Genomic DNA, 15,102 nt, shown 5'->3' on the forward strand with positions numbered 1-15,102 from the left:
CCATGAGCAATCCTATCAAGAACCGTTACGATTTCGTTGTCTACTTCGATGTCGAGAACGGCAACCCCAACGGTGACCCGGATGCTGGCAATATGCCGCGCATCGACCCGGAAACCGGATACGGCATCGTCACGGACGTATGCCTGAAGCGCAAAGTGCGCAACTACGTCGAAACGGTGAAGGAGGACGATCCCGGTTTCGACATCTACGTGAAGGATGGCTCCATTCTCAACGTGAACGATGCTCGCGCGTTCGAAGCGCTTGGCATCGATGCGAAAGACATAAAGAAGCTCAAGAAGGATGATCCTGAGCTTGACGAGAAGATTCGCGACTTCATGTGCGCGACGTTCTACGACGTGCGCACGTTCGGCGCGGTGATGACGACGTTTGTGAAAAACTCGCTCAACTGCGGCCAGGTGCGAGGTCCGGTGCAGCTGACGTTCGCTCGAAGCGTCGACCCTATCATTCCTCAGGAGATCACCATCACGCGCGTAGCCAAGACCACCGAAGAACGCGCCGAAGCGAGCAACACCGAGATGGGCCGCAAGTACGTGGTTCCCTATGCGCTCTATCGCGGGGAGGGCTACGTTTCTGCGAACTTGGCGCGCAAATCGACGGGATTCTCGGAGGACGACCTCGCCCTTCTGTGGGATGCTATCGTCAACATGTTCGAGCACGATCATTCGGCTGCGCGCGGCAAGATGGCGGTTCGCGCGCTCGTGGTGTTCAAACATGACAGCGAGCTTGGCAATGCGCCGTCGTACAAGCTGTTCGACGCTGTTTCAACCCAGAAGAAAGCCGGCGTGGAGGCTCCGCGTTCCATCGACGACTACGAGGAGATCACCGTTGACGAGGGCGCCGTGCCCGAGGGGGTCACGGTTCTGAGGATGGTGTAGCGGTGTACGACGAGGACGAGTTCCTCGCGCTGTCCGGTATCCAGCACTTCGCGTTCTGCCGACGACAGTGGGCGCTCATCCATATCGAGCAAGCGTGGGCCGACAACGTGTTGACAGCCCAAGGCGAGCTCATGCACAAACGCGCCCATGATGAAGAGCTGCGCGAACGGCGAGGCGATACCCTCGTCGTTCGCGGCTTGTCGGTGCATTCGCGTGCGCTCGGCTTGTCAGGGAAGTGCGATGTCGTCGAATTCCATAAGGATACGCATGGCCATCCTCTCGCAGGAGAGGATGGCCTTTGGCGCGCCGTGCCGGTGGAGTACAAGCGTGGGTCGAGCAAGGCGAACGATGCCGACCGACTGCAATTGTGCGCACAGGCGTTGTGCTTGGAGGAGATGCTTGGGGCGGATGTGCCCATTGGGTTCCTCTACTACGGCGAAACGCGTTCGCGCGAAAAGGTGGAGTTCGACGAGTCGTTGCGCGCCTTGGTTGGCTCGATGGCGGAGGAGATGCATGCCTTGTATCGACGTCGTCATACGCCACGGGTGAAGCCTTTCTCGGCCTGTCGGTCGTGCTCGTTGAACGACCTCTGCCTGCCGCGCGCCATCAATCGGGCGACGGTCGGGGAGTATGTGGCCAAAAGGCTTTCCGAGGAGGAGCTATGAGGCATTTGCTCAACACGCTTTACGTGTTCACGGAAGACGCGTATCTCATGCTCGATGGGGAGAACGTGGTTGTACGTCGCGATGGCGCAGAGCTTGGACGAGTGCCGCTCCATACGCTCGAGGGCATCCTCTGCTTCTCGTACCGAGGTGCAAGTCCTGCCCTTATGGGTGCTTGCGTCGAACGGGGCGTTGGCTTGTCGTTCTTCGATCGGAAGGGTCGTTTCCTTGCAGGCGCATACGGCGAGCAGCGCGGAAACGTGCTGCTGCGAAAAACGCAGTATGCATGGTCTGAAGACACCGAAAAGAGCCTTGCTATCGCTCGGAATTTCATTGTGGGAAAGCTCTACAACGGTCGTTGGGTGCTCGAACGGGCGGTGCGCGACCATGGGTTGCGTATTGATACGGGATCGGTGAAGGCAACCAGCATGAGGCTTGACGGCTCACTTCGTAGTGCGGCCGAGTGTGAAACGATGGATTCCTTGCGAGGGATTGAGGGCGACGCGGCTGCAGAGTATTTCGGCGTGTTCGATGAGCTGGTGTTGCGAGATAGGGAGACGTTTCGTTTTACAGGTAGAGCGCGGCGTCCTCCGACTGATGCGATGAACGCTATGCTGTCTCTGTTCTACACGGTTCTGGCTTTCGATTGCGCGTCTGCGCTTGAGGGTGTTGGGCTTGATCCGTTCGTGGGTTTCATGCATGCGGATAGGCCTGGTCGACGCTCGCTTGCTTTGGACTTAATGGAGGAGCTGCGGCCGGTGTTCGTCGATCGGTTCGTGCTTTCCGCCGTGAACAACCGGGTGGTGAGTTCGAAGGATTTTGAAAAGCGGGAATCGGGTGAGGTTCGGTTGGGCGATGAAGGGAGACGGGCTTTGTTCGGCGCTTGGCAAGAGCGAAAGAAGGAGACGATCACCCATCCCTTTTTGAAGGAGAAGATCCCCCGGGGGCTTGTGCCGCATGTGCAGGCGCTGTTGCTCGCTCGTTGCTTGCGCGGCGATCTAGACGGCTACCCGCCGTTTCTATGGAAGTGAGATGGTTGGCATGCTGACAGTGATTACCTACGACGTGAATACCGAGGATCCGGCAGGCCGACGTCGCTTGCGAAAAGTGGCGCGACATTGCGTCAATTACGGTCAGCGTGTCCAGAACTCAGTGTTCGAATGCGTTGCCGATGCTGCGACGATGGTTCGTATCAAGAGCGAGCTCGTCGAGCTGATCGATCCGGAGAAAGATAGTTTGCGATTCTACAGTCTTGGAAGCAAATATGAGACGAAGATTGAGCATGTAGGTGCGAAGCCAACGTACGAAGCTGAAGGGTTCTTGGCATTGTAGGACCATGGTGCGAGCACGAAGCTCGCATATGACATACGTGAGGTTCGCACCAAATAGTGTGACATAAAGATGCCTGACGCGCTTGTTGCGTGTACCTTGTTTGTCTATTGGCGCTATATGTTGATCGAGGCAGTAAATTTTGCGCATAATATTGCGGTCACTCCCCGCATGGGGAGTGCGGGTTGAAATCTGAACGACTACGGGCTGCAAGACCTCGTGGGGCGTCACTCCCCGCATGGGGAGTGCGGGTTGAAATCCCTTTATTACAGGTACATAAACACCGACCGCGGTCACTCCCCGCATGGGGAGTGCGGGTTGAAATTACTCCGAAACGGAGTACATCCATGACACGGAGGTCACTCCCCGCATGGGGAGTGCGGGTTGAAATCGACACCTGCGCCTGAGTGTTTCCGATGGTAAGGTCACTCCCCGCATGGGGAGTGCGGGTTGAAATACGATCAGCCCGCCGTCTATCCGATGGCGCAGCGTCACTCCCCGCATGGGGAGTGCGGGTTGAAATCAGATGTCGCCGTTCATGGGCGCTTCAAGATCGGTCACTCCCCGCATGGGGAGTGCGGGTTGAAATCTCATAGTATGCGGGGCGCTGATGCGCGCCCCGGTCACTCCCCGCATGGGGAGTGCGGGTTGAAATCTCATTGGTGATCTCAATTCCAACCGGCACGAAGTCACTCCCCGCATGGGGAGTGCGGGTTGAAATTCCAGTATACAGAGCGTTGCGCAAGTTGTCCTGGGTCACTCCCCGCATGGGGAGTGCGGGTTGAAATCCGTGCTGCGCCCGCCCAATTCCATGAAAAGGCGTCACTCCCCGCATGGGGAGTGCGGGTTGAAATCAAAACCGAGAGGATGCTCATATCCGACGGCCGCGTCACTCCCCGCATGGGGAGTGCGGGTTGAAATAGGCCCTTAAAGCCCGCAATTACGACCTGTTGAGTCACTCCCCGCATGGGGAGTGCGGGTTGAAATACCTTGTAAAAGCCGTCGATGCGCGCGTACTCGGGTCACTCCCCGCATGGGGAGTGCGGGTTGAAATTCATATTCATAGATGTTCTCTGGCAGTCCAGGGAGGTCACTCCCCGCATGGGGAGTGCGGGTTGAAATCACATAGTCACGCCATAATCATCGCGCGAGAGCGTCACTCCCCGCATGGGGAGTGCGGGTTGAAATTACTTAGTGTGTTATATGCGCCGCAAATACTATGTCACTCCCCGCATGGGGAGTGCGGGTTGAAATGGATACGCTCTCATGCATGCATACCCTGTGGCCGGTCACTCCCCGCATGGGGAGTGCGGGTTGAAATTTGTTGTCGCCGTTCCTCGCGGCAGCCACCTCGGCGTCACTCCCCGCATGGGGAGTGCGGGTTGAAATCGATGCCGACCACGACGATAGCGCCCATGATGGGTCACTCCCCGCATGGGGAGTGCGGGTTGAAATGGGCTGACGACCCAAAGAAAAGTCAGCGCCGCGTCACTCCCCGCATGGGGAGTGCGGGTTGAAATTACTATGTTTACAGTACCGAGGAGCTGAGGCCGTGTCACTCCCCGCATGGGGAGTGCGGGTTGAAATTTGCCGACGTGCTGGACGGCTACAACCGCACCCACGAGTCACTCCCCGCATGGGGAGTGCGGGTTGAAATAGCCTCTTTTCGCTCGTCGCGTTCGTCGAGCTGGTCACTCCCCGCATGGGGAGTGCGGGTTGAAATTAAACGAACTTGAACAGACGCATTTTGATAACCGTCACTCCCCGCATGGGGAGTGCGGGTTGAAATGAGTTCGTTACCGACACGATCGGCCTCATCGGGTCACTCCCCGCATGGGGAGTGCGGGTTGAAATGAGCTCGCCTGTGTACCCGTCGTTGGTGACGATGGTCACTCCCCGCATGGGGAGTGCGGGTTGAAATACGTTGCCCGGATCGAGCTTGAGCGCGCGCTCGAGTCACTCCCCGCATGGGGAGTGCGGGTTGAAATTCGACGACGGCCCTCACGTCGTCGATGGTGCGGCCGTCACTCCCCGCATGGGGAGTGCGGGTTGAAATTATCACATGGAGCGGACGAGGTTCTCCGCGCGAGGTCACTCCCCGCATGGGGAGTGCGGGTTGAAATATCTTGGGCGTGCCGGGAGCGGGCAAGAGCTTCAGTCACTCCCCGCATGGGGAGTGCGGGTTGAAATATGGCGAGTACTTGGACGTAGTTGACGGTCGCCGGTCACTCCCCGCATGGGGAGTGCGGGTTGAAATACGTATACGGGCTTCGCGCCGGTGCCGTTGACGTCCGTCACTCCCCGCATGGGGAGTGCGGGTTGAAATGACAACGCGATGGCCAAGGTATCGACCATCGCGGTCACTCCCCGCATGGGGAGTGCGGGTTGAAATGATCCGCTACGACAACGTAGGGGATCAGGCCGAGTCACTCCCCGCATGGGGAGTGCGGGTTGAAATAATGAATCGATCAAGCGCGCCAACGGCGAACTCACCGTCACTCCCCGCATGGGGAGTGCGGGTTGAAATGAAACCGTGCGCGACGGCGGAAGCAAGCTGGACGGTCACTCCCCGCATGGGGAGTGCGGGTTGAAATGGAGAAACATATAAAAAGGACGGTGTAATCTCGGTCACTCCCCGCATGGGGAGTGCGGGTTGAAATCAGTTGATGTCTTTTCGCAGGTCGATGGCGCACGCGTCACTCCCCGCATGGGGAGTGCGGGTTGAAATAAGCCGACGAATACGCCGGCGAACGCCATTCAGCGTCACTCCCCGCATGGGGAGTGCGGGTTGAAATAGGCCCTGTCGGCCCGGTCGGCCCTGTCGGCCCCGTCACTCCCCGCATGGGGAGTGCGGGTTGAAATATGTCGGCCTTGGTGAACTCGGACAGGTCGAAGCGTCACTCCCCGCATGGGGAGTGCGGGTTGAAATATGCTACTAGACGATTTTTTTGTTCCGAAATTGGTCACTCCCCGCATGGGGAGTGCGGGTTGAAATGGGCTGACGACCCAAAGAAAAGTCAGCGCCGCGTCACTCCCCGCATGGGGAGTGCGGGTTGAAATTACTATGTTTACAGTACCGAGGAGCTGAGGCCGTGTCACTCCCCGCATGGGGAGTGCGGGTTGAAATAGCCTCTTTTCGCTCGTCGCGTTCGTCGAGCTGGTCACTCCCCGCATGGGGAGTGCGGGTTGAAATTAAACGAACTTGAACAGACGCATTTTGATAACCGTCACTCCCCGCATGGGGAGTGCGGGTTGAAATTGGCAGCCTCTCGCAGGGTCTCGGCTGGCTCAAGTCACTCCCCGCATGGGGAGTGCGGGTTGAAATGAAAAGCTGCACCGGCGTGCCGACCGTGATGCCGTTAGTCACTCCCCGCATGGGGAGTGCGGGTTGAAATGGCACTGACGTGAACGAAAGCGTCAAGGCTGCAAACGTCACTCCCCGCATGGGGAGTGCGGGTTGAAATCCCACCGCGATCACCCAGAACGTCGAGTACCTGGTCACTCCCCGCACGGGGAGTGCGGGTTGAAATATGTCGGGGAAAAGGCGCGAACCCATGTAGGCGGTCACTCCCCGCATGGGGAGTGCGGGTTGAAATCAGGTAGGCGTTGACGGCCTTGTCGTTGGCCTCGGCCAGTTACTCCCCGCATGGGGAGTGCGGGTTGAAATCTACGATGCCATGGCGTCCTATGCATTCACGGGGTCACTTCCCGCATGGGGAGTGCGGGTTGAAATGAGGAATATACGCGATTCGTTGAAACGGATGTAGATCACTTCCCGCATGGGGAGTGCGGGGTGAAATGGCACCGCGGTGTACTCCGTGCTCGAGAACGCGCGGGTCACTCCCCGCATGGGAGTGCGGGTTGAAACTGTTCGGGTTGGCTGGCAAGCTGAACGCTGACACGTCATCGTTCAGCTTGCGGGCGCGCGGGTTGAAGTCGCGCGCAGCTGTCGTGGTACGGCCGAGGCGTGGTCGGTCGTACCACTCGCGGGCGCGCGGGTAGAAGCAGGGTATCCGGGTTGAAATCGAGCAGCGTTTCGGCAGGTTCTGTCGCTCCCTAACGAAGGGGCGACCGATCCTTGCCGTCGCTTCCTATCGAGAACGCGGATTGATTCGCTGATTCCGAGTTTTGCTCGTCGGACGTCTGCGCCGAGTTGCGAAAGGCGCAGACGTCCTTCGGATCGCTACTCCACCACCAAATCAACGAACTCAAACGTCGTGCAGTCAACCAGGCCGCGGTTCGTCAGGCGCAGTTCGGGCAGGCATGCTAGCGGGATCAGGGCCATCGTCATGAACGGCGACGGCATGGTGCAGCCGATCTCGGCCCATGCGCCCTCCAAAGCATGTACCTTCTCGCTCATCGTTACGGCGTCGAGCGAGTCCATCAAACCGGCGATAGGAAGCTCCACCAACCCCAGGATCTCCCCGTCGGCGACCACCGCCATGCCGCCGCCGCAGGCGGCCAGCGTGTTCGCGGCCAGGGCCATGTCCTCGTCGTTCGTGCCCACCACCAGCAAATTGTGCGCGTCGTGCGCCACGGTGGACGCCATCGCGCCGCGCTTGATGCCGAAGCCCTTCACGAAGCCGCAGCCGCACGTGCCCGTCTCGTGATGGCGTTCGAACACGAACGTCTTCAGCACGTCCTGCTGAAGGTCGGACTCAAGCCGCCCGTCCACGACCGGCAGGTCCACATGCGCCTCGAACGTGCCGACCTTGGCGGGGATGATCTCGATCGCGCGCACCCGCACGGTTCCGTCGGCAACGCCTTCGGGTGCGGGCACCTCGAACGATGCGGGCGTCAGCTCGCGACCCAGGTGCATCGAGTGCGTAACCCAGTCGGGGAATTGGAACGGCGGCAGGTCGAACAGGGCGCGGCCGTCTTCCGCCACCACGTCGCCGTCGATCAGCACGCGGGTGACCCTCAGGTCCTCCAGATCGTCCAAGAACACGATGTCGGCGCACTTGCCCGGCGCGATGGAGCCCAGGTCGTGGTCCATCTGGAAGCACTGAGCGCAGTTGATGGTGACCATCTGGATGGCGGTCACCGCGTCGATCCCCAGCCCGACGGCCACCCGCACGATGTGGTCGAGGTGCCCGTCGGCCACCAGCGTGTGCGGGTGCGTGTCGTCGCTGACCAGCGTCGCGAAGCGCGTGTCGATGTCGTTCGCCAGCACGGCTTCGGCCAGCACCGGCAGGTCCTTCCATGCCGAGCCGTAGCGCAGCTGGGCGTACATGCCGAGGCGCATCTTCGCCAACACGTCCTCGGGGCGCGTTGACTCGTGGCAGCAGCGCACGCCCGAGGCGATGTAGGCGTTCAGGCCCCGGTCGGTCTCGGGCATGGAGTAATGGCCGGTCACGATCTTGCCTGCCTCCAGCGTGGCACCCACTTCGCCATGCGCGTGGTCCGTGCTTCCTAGGATGCCCGGGAAGTTCATCATCTCGCCGAGCCCCACGACGCTCGGCCATGCCATCGTCTCGGCCACGTCGTCCGGGCCGATGGACGAACCGGTGTCCTCGAAGCCGGGCACGGCGGGCACGCACGACGGGGTGGTGATCATCGTCTTGAGCGGCGTGCGCCGCGCGTCCTCCTCCATCACCTTCACGCCGTCGAGGCCTAGCACGTTGCAGATCTCGTGCGGGTCCATGTAGATGCCCGTGGTGCCGTGCGGCACGACGGCGCGCGCGTATTCGCCCACGCCCATCATGGACGATTCCACGTGGATGTGCCCGTCGAGGAACCCTGGCGCGATGTACTGCCCCTTCGCATCGATGACCTGCGTGTCCTCGCCGATGCAGTGGTCTGCCCGGCCGAGGTAGGCGATGCGGCCCTCGGCGATGGCCACGTCCACGTCCTCCTGGATCTCGGCCGTGCACACGTTCACGAGCTTCGCGCCCTTGATCACCGTCTCGGCGGGCGCGAGCCCCTGGGCGACGGCGGACAGGGTTTTCGAGCATTCCCACAGCGGCTTCTTGCAGAACTTGTTGATCATGCCTCGCTCCTTCGATGAACGGCGCCGTCTCTTCGGCGCAGGGTCGATACGGTCATTATCTGCCTTGCTCAAGCTGCCGTCCACGATCCCTTTCTAGACTTCAAGCGGAATGCGCAAACGTTCTGTTGCGTCCGCGCTGACGTCCTCGGGTGTATACTGCGAGTCGCTTTGCGCGCCGTGCACCCGTACCGAAAGGACCGATCATGCTGGTTACCACCCTCGACCATGCCGCTGGCAACGATTACCTCGCCGCGCGTTTTCAGAAGGCGTATGCTTTTTTGAACAGGGATGACCTCGGGTCGCTCCCGCTCGGCCGCGTCGACATCGACGGGGACGCCGTGTTCGCCAACGTGCAGGAATACGACACGGTTCCCGCCGAGGAGAAGCAGCTGGAGGCGCACCGCCGCTACTACGACGTGCAGTTCGTCGTGTCGGGCGAGGAGGTCATGCAGTATGCGCCGCTCGAAGGCCTCGCGAAAGTACAGCCCTTTGACGAAGACGCCGATTTCGGGCTGTACTGCACACCCGAGCGTCCCAGCTCCATCGTGCTGCGTGCGGGCGACGTGGCCGTGCTCGCACCCGAAGACGCCCACAAGCCGGGATGCGCGCTCGACGCCCCATGCTGCGTGCGCAAGATCGTCGTCAAGGTGCTCGTGTAGCGCGCATGGATCCCCGGGCAGAAAACGATCCGTCGTTCTACCTGTACGTGCTCGAATGCGCCGACGGCACATGGTACACGGGCTACACCGTGGACGTCGCCGAACGCGTGCGCGCGCATAACGCCGGCGCGGGCGCGAAGTACACGCGCAGCCGCCTTCCCGTGCGCCTGCTCGCGCAGGCGGCTTACGCGACGAAGCACGAGGCCATGAGCGCCGAGTACCGCTTCAAGCGCCTCACGCGCCGTCAGAAAGAACGGCTCGTGCGCCGTGCCGCGCGCGAGCCGTTCGAGCAGGTTCTGAGCGACCTCATGCCCGCGGCGGGTGTGCGCGAAGACACGGAAGGTGTTGATGTCGGAGGGGAGGCGCGATGAGCCTGCGAAGCGCCGGCGACGACGTCGTTTCCCGGATCGCGCGCTTGTTGGAGCTCGAAGGCGACCGGTGGCGGCCTCATCGGGCGCTCGAGCTGCTGTCGTTCGTGCTGGGCGACCGCGCCCAGGTGGGCGATGCGTCCCGCTACATATTCGCGTACGCGCGCCATCGGGGCTACGACCTGCCGCCGTACCCGTTGGCGGGGTGCGGGGAGATCCGCGCGTTCTTCGCCGACGAGGGCGTGCGCAACGTGCCCGACTGGTACGGGAAGAAGCTCGGGCTCGACGAGCGCGCCTACGAGGCGCTGCCGTCGCAGACCGTCGTCGTGTTGCGCGACCGTGCCGACCGGCGCAAGGCGTTCTTCCTCGACGGCATCCGCTATCGCAACGCCGCCGCCTTCGAGAACCTCGTCGATAGCGGCTTCTCCCGCACGCTTTCCGAAGACGATCTGGAAGCGCTGTTGAGCCGCGTGCTCGCGTTTTTGACCGGCGACGATGCGTCCGTCGAGGCGGAAACGACGGCCGTCGGCCCGCTTCGCGGCTCCTCTTGCGCGTTCTAGCGGACCGGCTCGGCTTCGGCCATCGCTTCCAGCAGCTGGCGCATCTCGGCGCTGTTCTTGAGCGCGAAGCGGGCGCGGGTGGGGCCGCCGCCTATCTTGACGGTCCACGCGTCGTCGGGCGCGGCTTCGAACACGTCCTCGTCGGTGCGGTCGTCGCCGGCCGCCAGCAAGAAGCCGTAGGCGGGGTCGCGGAACCAGCGGTGGGCCGCGTGCCCCTTGTCGACGCCGCGCGGCTTCACCTCGATCACCTTGTTGCCGTCCATGAGCGCGATGCCGCGGTCGGCCAGGCCGTCTCCCAGCGCGCATCTGATCTCGATGACGCGCCGTTCGGCCAGCTCCTGGCTGCACATGCGGTAATGCCACACCAGCGAGTAGTCCTTCTCTTCCAGCAGCGATCCGGGCGTGCGGTCGACGAAGTCGGCCAGCACGGGGCGGATGGCGTCCTTCCAGCTGTTGTCGAGCGGTTCCTGCAGCGTCCATGCCCGCTCGCTCGCCGTGCCTCCGTCCGCTTGCGCGGCGAACCAAACGCCGTGCTCGGCCACGAGGGCGACGGGAAGCCGGCCCAGCCATGCCTCGAGCGTGGCGTGGTCGCGCCCCGACACCACCACCACGTCGTTGTCCGCGCTGCCGCCCAGGCGCGCCAGCACGTCCAGCAGCCGTTCGTCGGGCGCGACGCGCGCGGGGTCGTCCGAGAAGGGCATGAGCGTGCCGTCGTAGTCCAGCAGCAGCGCGCGCCGATCCGCGCGGCGGTACGCCTCCAGCAGCCGGCCGGCCGACGTGGGGCCCAGCAGATGCGCGCTCATGCCCGCCTGGCGGCGCTTCACGTCGGCCACGGCATCGAGAAACTCGCGCGCCCACTTCTTCGACGTGTAGCGTGCCAGGCGCTGTTGCATGGGCGCGTTGCGCTTGCGCTGCTCGTCGGGTGGCATGGTGAGCGCCTCCTGCATGGCACGGGCGATGCCCGCGCGGTCGAACGGGTTCACGCACAGAGCCTCGTGCAGCTCGTAGGACGCGCCGGCCATCTCCGACAGCACCAGCACGCCTCCGTCGCCGTCGTGGCAGGCCAGGTACTCCTTGCATACGAGGTTCATGCCGTCGCGCAGCGGGGTGACCAGCATCACGTCGCTCGCGGCGTACAGGCTGACCAGCTGCTCGAACGGCAACGAGCGGTAGTAGTAGTCCACAGGCGTCCAGTCCATCGTTGAGTGTTTGCCGTTCACCTGGCCCACCAGCTCGTCGATGCGCTTCTTGAGCGCGCGGTACGACGCCACGTTCTCGCGCGACGGCACGGTGACCAGCATGAGCACCACGCGACCCTTCCACTCGGGGTGCTTGTCGAGGAACGCGTCGAAGGCGTCCAGCCGCTCGGGAATGCCCTTCGAGTAGTCCAGCCGTTCCACCGACAGCATCACCTTGCAACCTTCGTGTCCCTTCTCGGCCGCGAGCGTTTCCACTGCTGCTTGCACTTCCGGTGTGCGTGCGGCGTCGCGGAAGCGCGCGTAGTCGATACCGAGCGGGAAGGCGTCCACCTGCACCACGCGTCCGTCAACCGTGAGCGTGCCGCTCGTGTTCTCGATGCCCGCCACGCGCCGGCAGCTGGACAGGAAATGGCGCACGTAGTCGAAGGCATGGAAGCCGATGAGGTCGGCTCCCAGCACCCCTCGGACGATCTCGTCGCGCCACGGCAGCGTGCGGAACGTCTCGTAGTCGGGGAAGGGGATGTGCAGGAAGAACCCGATGGACGCATCCGGCAGTGCCTCTCGCAGCATCGACGGCAGCAGCATGAGGTGGTAGTCCTGGATCCACAGCGTGTCGCCCGGGCGCGCTTCTGCCAGTGCTGCCTCGCAGAACCGTTCGTTCACGCGCCGGTATGCCTCCCATTCTTCCTCGTCGAAGCGGGTGAACTGGGGGAACCCGTGGAACAGCGGCCAGATGGCCGAGTTGGAGAAGCCCTCGTAGTAGGCTTCGGCGTCGCGGTCGTCCAAGAACACCGCGCGGCAATCGCGCTCGTCGAACGCCGCGGCCAGCCGGGCGCGCTCGTCGTCGTCCATGCCCGCATCCGCGTCGGCCCAGCCGATCCAGAGGTTGCCGTCCTGCTCGTGCAAGGGGCCCAGGCCCGTGGCCAGGCCGCCCACGCTGCGCTCGAGCTCGAAGCCGCCTTCGCCGTCGTCTTCGAAACGGTAGGGCAGCCGGTTCGACACGATGATCAGCCGCCCGGCCTCGGGCGCGACGACGCTGCGCGCGTCATGCTGCGCGCGCCGAGCTGCCGCGCTCTCTTCCCGGGGGCGGTCGATGCGCGCGAGGGGTAAGGGGAGCGGCGTGTCGCGCAGAAGGGTCGCCGCGGTGCTGTGAGTGTTTGGCATGGAAGTCCACCTTTGCTGTCTTTTCTGCCATTGTAGGGAAGGCGCCGCCGCTTCCCCGAAGCGGTTGCGCCCTTGTTTCGCTGCCGTCAGGCGGCCGTGAACGCGCCTTTTTCTCGCGCGTTGCGCAGCGGCGGCCGTCGCCTTGGGGTATCATGCGAACAGTGCGAAAACCACGACCGTCGAAGGAAGGATATGCAGACCTACATCGCCCATTACATCTCTCCCGCGGCTGCTGACGTGCGAGGCACGGGGCTCTTCGAGTTCGAAAGCGACTCGCGCGCCAACACGAAGGGGAACCTGCGCGACGCGCGCCTCAAGATGCTGGAGCTGTACGGCAAGGACGCCGTGTCGTGGACCATCGACAGCGTGGAGCGGAAGAAAGCGTCCGTCGCCTCGCAGGACGGCCAACTGGCGCTGGACTTCCGCCCGCCGAAGCCCGAGCGCAAGCGCGCGAAGAAGAAAGAGTACTGGTAGGCCCGCAACGCCCGCCGTCGGCGCCGGACGCTTCATGGTACTCCGGTGACGGCCTCGCTTCATCACCGCGATGAGGTGGCTGCTCGGACGATGCAAGGGCTATACTGGTTCCCATACCGAACGAACGCGCCGCGCCTGCGCGCGGCCTCGCCCAGAACAGGGAGCATTTATGAAGAACAAGCAGGTGAAATTCCTCAAGCAACTGCTCGAGACCCCGTCGGCCACCGGCACCGAGATCGCCGTGGCCGAACTGGTGCGCGAGCGCCTGGCCGGCACGGCCGACGAGATCCAGACCGACGTCATGGGCTCGGTCCATGCCCGCCTGTCGGGCACGGGCGTGGCCCCGTCGCTCATGCTGTCGGCCCACATGGACGAGATCGGCCTCATGGTCACGTACATCTCCGACGAGGGCTTCCTGTCCGTGTCGTCCGTCGGCGGCGTGGACGCGGCCATCCTCCCGGGCATGCGCGTGGACGTGCACGCGTCGAACTCCTTCGAGCCGCTGCGCGGCGTGGTGGGCCGCAAGCCCATCCACCTCATTGAGCCCGACGAGCGCAAGAACGTCACGCCCATCGACAAGCTGGTCATCGACCTCGGCATGCCGGCGAAGCGTGTGAAGAAGCTCGTCATGGTGGGCGACGTCATCACCTTCGGCGTGGGCTTCGAGCGCTTCGGCAAGAACATGGCTGTCTCGCGCGCCTTCGACGACAAGGCGGGCGTGTGGGTCGCTGTGCGCGTGCTGGAGACGCTCGCTAAGGAGGGCCGCGCGCCCGGCGACTTCATCGTGGCCGCCACCGTTCAGGAGGAGATCGGCACGCGCGGCGCCATTACGTCCGCGTACGGCCTGGACCCCGATGTGGCCATCGCGTTCGACGTGACGCACGCCACCGACTATCCCGGCATCGACAAGACGAAGTACGGAAAGATCGTCTGCGGCGAGGGTCCCGTTATCGCGCGCGGCCCCAACATCAACCCGGCTGTGTTCGAGCGCCTCGTGGCGGCGGCCGAGGCCGAGGGTCTGCCGTACCAGATCGAGGCCGAGCCCGGCGTCACCGGCACCGACGCCCGTTCCATCCAGATCTCCCGCGGCGGCGTCCCCACCGGCCTCGTGTCGGTGCCCCTGCGCTACATGCATACGCCCACCGAGGTGGTCAGCCTCGACGACCTCGACGCAACGGTGAAGCTGCTCGCCCGTTTCGCGCGCGACCTGGACGAGGACGCCTGCTTCGTGCCGGGCATGGGCGACGCGGTGACCGAGGGCGACGGCGCTGGCGCCGAGTCCGCTGCGCAGATGCAGTTCGACGAGACGGGCGTGGAGTAGGTACGGCCGTGAAACGCGAAGAGAAGACCATCGCCAAGAACAAGAAGGCGTTTCACGAGTACGAGATCCTCGAGACGCTGGAGGCGGGCATCGAGCTGACGGGCACCGAGGTGCGCTCGCTGCGCGACAACCACTGCCAGCTCACCGACTGCTTCGCACTCATCCGAGACGGCGAGGTGTGGCTGCACAACGTGCACATCCCGCCGTACCTCAACGGCAACATCGCCAATCCCGATCCCGACCGCAAGCGCAAGCTGCTGCTGCACAAGAAGCAGATCCGCCAGCTGCAGGAGCAGGTCAAGGAGAAGGGCATGGCGCTCGTGCCCGTGAAGATGTACTTCAAGGACAACTCGCTCGTGAAGGTGGAGCTGGCCGTGGCGCGCGGCAAGAAGCTCTACGACAAGCGCGCCACCATGGCGGCGCGCGATTCCCGCCGCGAGGTGGAGCGCGCGCTGAAGGAACGCAGCCGCTACTAAGCTGC

At 63.2% G+C, this 15,102-nt stretch carries 12 protein-coding genes and 1 CRISPR repeat array; of the genes, 10 read left to right on the forward strand and 2 right to left on the reverse strand.

Features of this window, described 5'->3' with window-relative positions:
• Positions 1–2: 2 nt before the first annotated feature.
• Genes cas7c through cas2 form a run of 4 tightly spaced genes read left to right on the forward strand, consistent with a single transcriptional unit; the run spans position 3 to position 2,890 of the window.
• Positions 3–896 (forward strand): type I-C CRISPR-associated protein Cas7/Csd2, encoded by an 894-nt coding sequence (gene cas7c, locus GT613_RS04490; RefSeq protein WP_009304159.1) that lies wholly within the window; start codon positions 3–5, stop codon positions 894–896.
• 2 nt (positions 897–898) lie between these two features.
• On the forward strand, positions 899–1,561 hold the full coding sequence (cas4, locus tag GT613_RS04495; protein ID WP_009304160.1) for a CRISPR-associated protein Cas4: 663 nt from the start codon (positions 899–901) through the stop codon (positions 1,559–1,561).
• Positions 1,558–2,589, forward strand: coding sequence for a type I-C CRISPR-associated endonuclease Cas1c (gene cas1c / locus GT613_RS04500; protein WP_009304161.1), 1,032 nt, complete (start codon positions 1,558–1,560; stop codon positions 2,587–2,589). The genes cas4 and cas1c overlap by 4 nt, the downstream gene beginning before the upstream one ends.
• 1 nt (position 2,590) lies before the next feature.
• Positions 2,591–2,890 (forward strand): CRISPR-associated endonuclease Cas2, encoded by a 300-nt coding sequence (gene cas2 / locus GT613_RS04505; protein WP_009304162.1) that lies wholly within the window; start codon positions 2,591–2,593, stop codon positions 2,888–2,890.
• Between the two features lie 156 nt (positions 2,891–3,046).
• A CRISPR array of direct repeats spans positions 3,047–6,755; the repeat unit is 33 nt; unit sequence GTCACTCCCCGCATGGGGAGTGCGGGTTGAAAT.
• A gap of 315 nt (positions 6,756–7,070) precedes the next feature.
• Here cas2 and ade read toward each other — a convergent pair.
• Positions 7,071–8,876: an adenine deaminase gene (gene ade / locus GT613_RS04510; protein WP_009304164.1), complete on the reverse strand. Its 1,806-nt coding sequence runs from the start codon at positions 8,874–8,876 to the stop codon at positions 7,071–7,073.
• A 203-nt stretch (positions 8,877–9,079) separates the two neighbouring features.
• On the opposite strand from ade, the gene GT613_RS04515 reads away from it, so the two are divergent.
• Genes GT613_RS04515 through GT613_RS04525 form a run of 3 tightly spaced genes read left to right on the forward strand, consistent with a single transcriptional unit; the run spans position 9,080 to position 10,463 of the window.
• Complete coding sequence (locus GT613_RS04515) at positions 9,080–9,535, forward strand: YhcH/YjgK/YiaL family protein (protein ID WP_009304165.1); 456 nt, start codon at positions 9,080–9,082, stop codon at positions 9,533–9,535.
• Positions 9,536–9,540: 5 nt separating this feature from the next.
• The gene (locus GT613_RS04520; RefSeq protein ID WP_009304166.1) at positions 9,541–9,906 is read left to right on the forward strand and encodes a GIY-YIG nuclease family protein; all 366 of its coding nucleotides are present in this window, start codon (positions 9,541–9,543) and stop codon (positions 9,904–9,906) included.
• Positions 9,903–10,463: a hypothetical protein gene (locus GT613_RS04525; RefSeq protein WP_009304167.1), complete on the forward strand. Its 561-nt coding sequence runs from the start codon at positions 9,903–9,905 to the stop codon at positions 10,461–10,463. Before GT613_RS04520 ends, GT613_RS04525 begins: the two co-directional genes overlap by 4 nt.
• Here the strand turns inward: GT613_RS04525 and GT613_RS04530 are convergent.
• Positions 10,460–12,826 carry a bifunctional alpha,alpha-trehalose-phosphate synthase (UDP-forming)/trehalose-phosphatase gene (locus GT613_RS04530; protein ID WP_161172517.1) on the reverse strand — a complete coding sequence of 789 codons (2,367 nt, stop codon included), beginning with the start codon at positions 12,824–12,826 and terminating at the stop codon, positions 10,460–10,462. The genes GT613_RS04525 and GT613_RS04530 overlap by 4 nt on opposite strands.
• 192 nt (positions 12,827–13,018) lie before the next feature.
• Here GT613_RS04530 and GT613_RS04535 point away from each other — a divergent pair, with 192 nt between their 5' ends.
• The 3 genes from GT613_RS04535 to smpB all read left to right on the forward strand — a co-directional run bounded on the left by GT613_RS04535 (position 13,019) and on the right by smpB (position 15,097).
• A complete protein-coding gene (locus GT613_RS04535) occupies positions 13,019–13,300 on the forward strand; it encodes a hypothetical protein (RefSeq protein ID WP_009304169.1) in 282 nt (93 codons plus the stop codon).
• A 169-nt stretch (positions 13,301–13,469) separates the two neighbouring features.
• Positions 13,470–14,621: a M42 family metallopeptidase gene (locus GT613_RS04540; RefSeq protein WP_009304170.1), complete on the forward strand. Its 1,152-nt coding sequence runs from the start codon at positions 13,470–13,472 to the stop codon at positions 14,619–14,621.
• 8 nt (positions 14,622–14,629) lie between these two features.
• Entirely contained in the window at positions 14,630–15,097 is a 468-nt protein-coding gene (gene smpB / locus GT613_RS04545; protein ID WP_009304171.1) for an SsrA-binding protein SmpB, read from the forward strand.
• The last annotated feature ends 5 nt before the right edge of the window (positions 15,098–15,102 follow it).

It is taken from the genome of Eggerthella sp. BIOML-A4, from assembly GCF_009875575.1.
GTDB classification, from domain to species: domain Bacteria; phylum Actinomycetota; class Coriobacteriia; order Coriobacteriales; family Eggerthellaceae; genus Eggerthella; species Eggerthella lenta.